We start from the raw sequence: 6,701 nt of genomic DNA, 5'->3' as shown, positions 1-6,701 counted from the left end.
CTCGCTCGTTCGACTTGCATGTGTTAGGCACGCCGCCAGCGTTCATCCTGAGCCAGGATCGAACTCTCATATTAAATACGAAAGAGATTTCTCTCTTTTAAGTTCTTCCCGTTCAGAACTAAAAGCTTGGCTTTATTTGTTCTGTCCGTTTTCTTTACTGCGATTGTATTATTCGCTTTAGACCTTTTTGGTCTCGCTTCAGATCTTTTCAGATCCTCCGCTTCTGAATCTTCTTTATAGAATCTTCAGGGTCTGTGTATTAATCGATCTTTGATTTTCAAGGTTCTGTTGCTGTTTTATTGCGACAGCTTGTTTAATATATCAGCTCTTAATTGTGTTGTCAAATGGTTTTTGAAAAATTTTTTATTTTTTTAAGCCTGACATTATTATTAATTCAAAAACTTTTATAAATAGATTGGATTCTTTCAAAAAATAAATCCATGTTCCTTTTCTGTTTATCTGTTCCATAATATCATTTATGAATTCATTCTTTGGAAACAGGCTCAACACTATAAAGATTATCCATATATACAATATTGATTCTATTAGCCCAAGTATGGCACCGGAAACTCTGTTGATAACGGAGAGTACCGGTAATGCCATTATTTTATCCAGTATGCAAAAAATCAGCTTCATTATAATCGTTATTACAATCATCAAGACTAAGAAAGTAATAATTGATAAAACAAAGTCTGAAATTTTTTCAGTTATTATATTTGCTATTTTATCTATCCCAAGTAGTTCACTTATGTCGCCATCGCTATTCTCGAGGGTGTTTTTTATTATGGCATTAACTATATTATTATCCGATAAGCTTTCATTTTGTATTTGTGTGCTGTTTTTGACTGTTGATTCTATATATTCCGTAACCAGAAACTCCACTTTATTACTTACAAATGATCTCACCGCTTCGTTATTTTTTAACCATTCCTGAAAATGTGGTTTTGCCATCCTGGTTATCACTATTGACATAATCAGCGTAACCAGGTTAGATGACATCTTTACCAAACCTTTACAGTAACCTGAAATAAGCATGACTACCATAAAGGTAATCACGCTTATCTGAACCCAGTCATTTTTAATTACTTCTAATGCTACTGTCATATACTCAGCTTACAAAGCAATCTTCACGTAAAATCAGCCTGTCATCCTTATCATATTTTGGATGAAATACTCCGGCAAGTTTTTTGCCAAATCCTGATTTTTCCGCCTTATCTGCAGCTTCTTCAATAAGATCTTCTGCACTTGCTTTATTTAATGCTATGCCGTCCTCCTGCATTATTTCAATTCTTTCATATAATGCCAACACAGTTTTTCCCGGTAATACGCAGTCTATACTCTTTGCATAGTTCTGTGCATAAGTTGCAAAATCATCAATATCCATTTCTTTATAAAAGTCTGATGGTAATGCATTATCCACATCATTTTGCTTAGGCTTTGATATAGCTGCATTCTCGGTTTTACCCACTGTCTTTGGTTTATCATAATTTATTATGTTTTCTTTTTCATCCTTAACAGCCGGGATTTCTGCCTGATTTATCTGAACATCTTCCACAAGATCGTCTTCTATATCAGAAACCAGATCAAACTTTTTTATAAATAACGGCCTGTCTTCAGCCATTCTGTCAAATCTGTCTACAACATCCACTAAAATGATGGAACTTGGATCTTCAAGTTCATCAATGTAATCTGCGATCTCATCAACAACTTTATAAGTTAAAGATCCGGCATCCTCTATGATAAGATCTTTTCCTTCGATCTTGGATTTAAATGCTTCGAATCCCTTTTCATTCAATTTCTCGGAATTTGTCTTGGCAACCTTGAAATCGTAACCATACTTGTCATGAAAATACTTAATTTCATCTACTGCAATCTTAAATCCGTCTTCCTTGGATTTTGCTTCAATGATCATATGGTAATTATTGAGATTTTCTTTTACCTTATTCTCATTAGATTTACCGCTGCCGGAATCTTTGCTAACCGTTTCTTCAGAATCAGCGTTTTCGGTTACTTCAGTATTTTCGTTATCAGCATAGCTGTCTTCAGCCACAGAATTATTTTCGGTTTCTTCCTGCCTGACAGAAGCATTATCATGATTCCTGATATTGGTTATATTGATTTCAGAAGGTTTTTCATTTAACTCTTCAAATTGTTCTGATGCCTGTTTAAGTTTGTCCTCGTAAAGACTTCTGTTCTCAATAAGATCCAGCTGCTGTTTTGATAATTCTCTGTACCTTTGTTTTAATTCCATGGCTTTATCAACATACTGGCCAAGTCCAAACAAAAGCATGATTTTATCGCAGGTCTTTACACATTCATCTTCGTATCCGACATCAGAATACAATTTTGCCAGCTCATAAAGCCATTTTTCATCTACATCAACTGATGTATACTCTTCCAAAGGCGCGATAAGTTGTTCATTTGACGCGCCTTTAGCTTTTAATATCTTATATCTTAACAAATATTGTCTTGAATCATCCGGACTCATTTCACAGAATTCTCTATAGAATTCCTGTGCCTCCTGAATGTCTCCTGCTTCAACCGAAATCTCTGATAACTTAAACAGAAATCTCTTGCCTACGGGAGCTCTTTCAAATGCCAGTATCAGAATATCTTTGGCTTCCTCATACTCTTTGTTATGTTCATAAATTTCTGCTACCGAAGAAAGAAGATTGGCGTTTCTTACTCGTCTCCAATCTATTGTATCGGCAATCTGCATGGCTGTTTTATAATCGCCCTGCTCTGCCATTTTTCGCATTTGCTCAGCTTTAATGTTAAATTCGTACTTATCCATTAAACAATCATACTCCTTAGCAGTTAATATTTATAAAATAACCCTTCCATCCAAAGCTCTTAGTAAGGTTATACCATCAATATTCTCTATATCTCCACCAACCGGTACCCCTGATGCTATTCTTGAGACTTTTATTCCCATAGGTTTTATCAGTTTTGTAATATAGGTTGCTGTTGTTTCACCCTCTAATGAAGAATTAGTAGCTATAATAACTTCTTCTATATCATCCTTCAATCTGGTTATTAATTCTTTTAGCTTTATATCATCAGGTCCGACACCAAGCATAGGTGAAATGGCACCATGCAATACATGATATACTCCGCTGTACTTACCCGTACGTTCATAGGCAGACATATCTCTGCTGTTTTCCACAACCATTATCTGCTTATGATTACGGTTTTCAGATGCACATATAGGACATGTATCGGAATCTGTTAAAGTATAGCAAATCTTGCAATACCTGACATTTTTTCGAGCCGATAAAATAGCATCTGCAAGCTGCTCAGCCTGTTCCTTTGGTGCATTAATAATATGAAATGCAAGTCTTTGCGCACTTTTCTGCCCAACACCGGGAAGATGCGAAAGCTCACCTATAAGTTTTGAAATATCTTTTGAAAAATATTCCATCAGAACCCAAGTCCTCCGGTAAGCTTACCCATTTCTGACTGTGAATCCTCCTCTGCTGAACCGATAGCCTGATTTACCGCAGCAAGGATCATATCTTCAAGTGTTTCTACATCTTCTGGATCTACAGCATCTTTATCAATATCAACTTTTATCACCTTTTTCTCACCGGTAACTGTAATTTTCACAGCTCCGCCACCAGCCTGGCCGATATACTCTTTCTTAGCCAACTCCTCCTGAGCCTCTTCGAGTTTTCTCTGCATACGCTGATACTGTTTCATTATATTGTTCATATTCATTCCCGGCATTCCTCCGGGAAATCCACCATGTTTAGCCATTTATACACCTCTCATCCTTCTGTTTCAATATTAATATTAATCTTACTCAGATCATCATCAGTTACATATATTGTTGAATTTTCTTTTTCTTCAGATAACTCAGTAGCAAATTTGATAGATTTATTATATCTGTCTTCAACAACCTTACATAACATATCCTTAGATTCATTTTCAGAAATGATTTTATAACAGGCTTTGCTCTTTGTTACTATTATCATTCCGTCATGTTCCCTGTTAGGTTTTACATATGAATCTTTCAAAGCCACAGAAACAACTGAAGAAGGAACAGCTATGCAAATATTTCTCCATTCCTTTTTCAGCAGTTGAAGATCTTCATACTGAGCTTTCGGTAATGCTACCTTTTTGGGAGAATCGGATTTTATTTCTTTTGGAACAAAGTCTTTTGCTTTAACCAAGGTTTCAGTCAGATTCCCATTTTTGATAGAATCAATATTGATATTTGCGATATTTCTTTTTATTTCACTAAGTTTTGCATTTAAGCCTTCCAACGATGAATCTGTTTCCGGGTAGGCCATTTTCATCAAAGTTGTTTCCAATAGTATCCTTTTGGATACAGAATATCTCATTTGGTTGCTTAATTCACTCAGCATCCTAACGAAGCGTAATAATTCATCTACAGAAAACAGCTTTGAGTCATCCTTCAGCTTTAGCAGGTTCTCGTTGGACATATCCACAAGACCATTTAAGTTATCAACACTCTTAGCCAGGAGCAGGTTTCTTATATACATGATCAGATCATTTATAAATTGTCCTATCTCTCTGCCCTGTTCAATAACTTCTGATATGATATTCAGGATGTCTCTGATATCTTTTTTATTCAACGCACATATCATATCAGAAAAAACAGATGTATCAACAGCTCCCAATATGTTTAATGCATCTTCATACTCAATTTTATGATCAAATTGAAAGGCAGAACATTGATCCAGTAGTGATACGGAATCTCTCATGGATCCGTCTCCCACTCTTGCTATATAGTGTAATGCTTCATCATCAACAGCTATACCCTCACTTGAAGCTATTTCATGTAGTCTTTCAGTTATCGTTTCCGTAGATATCCGACGAAAATCATACCTTTGACATCTGGAAAGAATTGTTATCGGCAGTTTGTTTGGCTCAGTTGTTGCCAAAACAAATATCACATATTCGGGAGGTTCTTCCAAAGTCTTTAGGAAAGCATTAAACGCAGCCTGACTAAGCATGTGAACCTCATCAATGATATATACTTTAAATCTTGCGTCCACCGGAGGATACTGAACCTGATCTCGTATCTGTCGTATGTCTTCAACACTATTGTTTGACGCAGCATCCATTTCAATAACATTCATGCTTGAATCATTCAAAACAGATCTGCACGATGCACACTTATTACAAGGATTACCGTTATCAGGGTTTTCACAATTTACGGCTCTGGCGAGAATCTTTGCAACAGATGTTTTTCCTGTTCCTCTGGTTCCGCAGAACAAATATGCATGACCTATTCGCCCGGTCTTTATCTGATTTTTAAATGATTCTATTATAGGATCCTGTCCTTTTATCTCATCAAATGTTTGAGATCTCCATTTTCTGTATAATGCAGTGTAACTCAATTAAAATCCTCATTTAAAACATTTATATTTTGAAAACCTTTTCAGTCTCCAAATGAAATTCCAAGAAGTTTAGCTTCCTTTACTATCTGGGAATCGGGATCGACATATTTTAATTTACCGGCGATATCTTTTAAAGGAACTTTAACAATATCATTTTTAACCAATGCAACCATATTACCAAAGTCCTGTTTTTTTATTAATTGCGCAGCTTCAATACCAAATCTTGTTGCCAGTACTCTGTCATAAGGAACAGGTGCTCCGCCTCTTTGAGTATGACCGGGAACAGTAACTCTAACCTCTATTCCTGTTCTGTTAAATACTTCATCCGCAAGCTCATAGGAAACAGAAGGGTACTTTCTTTCAGCCAGCTTTTTCTTATAATCCTTTTTCGACTTCAAAGAATCTTCATAAGAAATGGCACCCTCTGCTACGGCTATAATTGAAAACTTGGATCCGTATTTATATCTTTCGAGAATCTTATTACATACAGCATCTATATGATATGGTATTTCAGGAATGAGTATTATATCAGCTCCTCCGGCTAAACCGGCATATAATGTCATAAGTCCTACTTTATGACCCATTATTTCTACAATAAAAACTCTTTTATGGGATGCTGCTGTAGTATGTATACAATCAATCGCTTCTGTAGCAATATTAACAGCAGAATGAAAACCAAATGTCATATCGGTTCCCCAGAGATCATTATCAATGGTTTTTGGACATGCTACAACATTAAGTCCACTTTGGGAAAGAAGATTTGCAGTTTTTAAAGAACCATTACCTCCTAAAACAACCAGACAGTCAAGCCTAAGCTGTTTATAGGTATGTTTCATGGCTTCAACTTTATCAAGACCATTTTCATCAGGTTCATTAATCGTTTTAAAAGGTGTTCTTGATGTCCCCAGAATTGTTCCACCAATATTTAGAATACCTGAAAAATCAGAACGTTCCATTTTATGATATTCCGAGTAAATAAGTCCATGATATCCGCTTTCAAAACCATATATTTCAAGATCATCGAACAAATTAAACAGTGCTTTACCAACACCTCTCATGGTTGCATTAAGCGCCTGACAATCACCACCACTTGTAAGCATTCCAACTCGCATTCTAACTTCTCCTTTCTGACAATAGATTAATGTATATTATAAAAGTCAAGAAATTTCCTTCATAAATTATACAAGTATAACATATGTTTTTCAACAAAATAAGAGACCACCAAAAGGTGATCTCTGAGACTTGCGGGAGAAGGATTTGAACCAACGACCTTCGGGTTATGAGCCCGACGAGCTACCAGACTGCTCCATCCCGCGATATTAATATTTGTTATTT

The 6,701-nt window shown here is 35.9% G+C and carries 6 protein-coding genes, 1 tRNA gene and 1 rRNA gene; all 8 read right to left on the bottom strand.

Annotation, left to right across the window (positions count from 1 at the left end):
* Nucleotides 1–74, bottom strand: a 16S ribosomal RNA gene (locus T357_RS0118000); the annotation flags it as partial.
* Nucleotides 75–363: 289 nt separating this feature from the next.
* Entirely contained in the window at nucleotides 364–1,104 is a 741-nt protein-coding gene (locus T357_RS0117995; protein ID WP_031555657.1) for a CvpA family protein, read from the bottom strand.
* Between the two features lie 4 nt (nucleotides 1,105–1,108).
* The gene (locus T357_RS0117990) at nucleotides 1,109–2,794 is read right to left on the bottom strand and encodes a tetratricopeptide repeat protein (RefSeq protein WP_031555655.1); all 1,686 of its coding nucleotides are present in this window, start codon (nucleotides 2,792–2,794) and stop codon (nucleotides 1,109–1,111) included.
* 30 nt (nucleotides 2,795–2,824) lie between these two features.
* On the bottom strand, nucleotides 2,825–3,421 hold the full coding sequence (gene recR / locus T357_RS0117985) for a recombination mediator RecR (protein WP_031555652.1): 597 nt from the start codon (nucleotides 3,419–3,421) through the stop codon (nucleotides 2,825–2,827).
* Nucleotides 3,421–3,756, bottom strand: coding sequence for a YbaB/EbfC family nucleoid-associated protein (locus T357_RS0117980; protein ID WP_031555648.1), 336 nt, complete (start codon nucleotides 3,754–3,756; stop codon nucleotides 3,421–3,423). Before T357_RS0117980 ends, recR begins: the two co-directional genes overlap by 1 nt.
* Nucleotides 3,757–3,767: 11 nt before the next feature.
* A complete protein-coding gene (dnaX, locus tag T357_RS0117975) occupies nucleotides 3,768–5,366 on the bottom strand; it encodes a DNA polymerase III subunit gamma/tau (RefSeq protein ID WP_031555645.1) in 1,599 nt (532 codons plus the stop codon).
* A 41-nt stretch (nucleotides 5,367–5,407) separates the two neighbouring features.
* Entirely contained in the window at nucleotides 5,408–6,478 is a 1,071-nt protein-coding gene (locus T357_RS0117970) for a 6-phosphofructokinase (protein ID WP_031555642.1), read from the bottom strand.
* Nucleotides 6,479–6,608: 130 nt separating this feature from the next.
* Nucleotides 6,609–6,682: transfer RNA gene (locus T357_RS0117965), tRNA-Met, on the bottom strand.
* Nucleotides 6,683–6,701 lie beyond the last annotated feature (19 nt).

This window comes from Oribacterium sp. FC2011, from assembly GCF_000701645.1.
In the GTDB taxonomy this organism is placed as follows: domain Bacteria; phylum Bacillota; class Clostridia; order Lachnospirales; family Lachnospiraceae; genus Oribacterium.
Note: the sequence above shows the minus strand (reverse complement) of the source record. Positions and strands in the feature narration are given on the sequence as shown.

Excerpts from the sequence above, each read along its gene's own strand:
- T357_RS0117995 (WP_031555657.1), bottom strand. The coding sequence starts at position 1,104 with ATGACAGTAGCATTAGAAGTAATTAAAAATGACTGGGTTCAGATAAGC.
- T357_RS0117990 (WP_031555655.1), bottom strand. The coding sequence starts at position 2,794 with ATGGATAAGTACGAATTTAACATTAAAGCTGAGCAAATGCGAAAAATG.
- recR (WP_031555652.1), bottom strand. The coding sequence starts at position 3,421 with ATGGAATATTTTTCAAAAGATATTTCAAAACTTATAGGTGAGCTTTCG.
- T357_RS0117980 (WP_031555648.1), bottom strand. The coding sequence starts at position 3,756 with ATGGCTAAACATGGTGGATTTCCCGGAGGAATGCCGGGAATGAATATG.
- T357_RS0117970 (WP_031555642.1), bottom strand. The coding sequence starts at position 6,478 with ATGCGAGTTGGAATGCTTACAAGTGGTGGTGATTGTCAGGCGCTTAAT.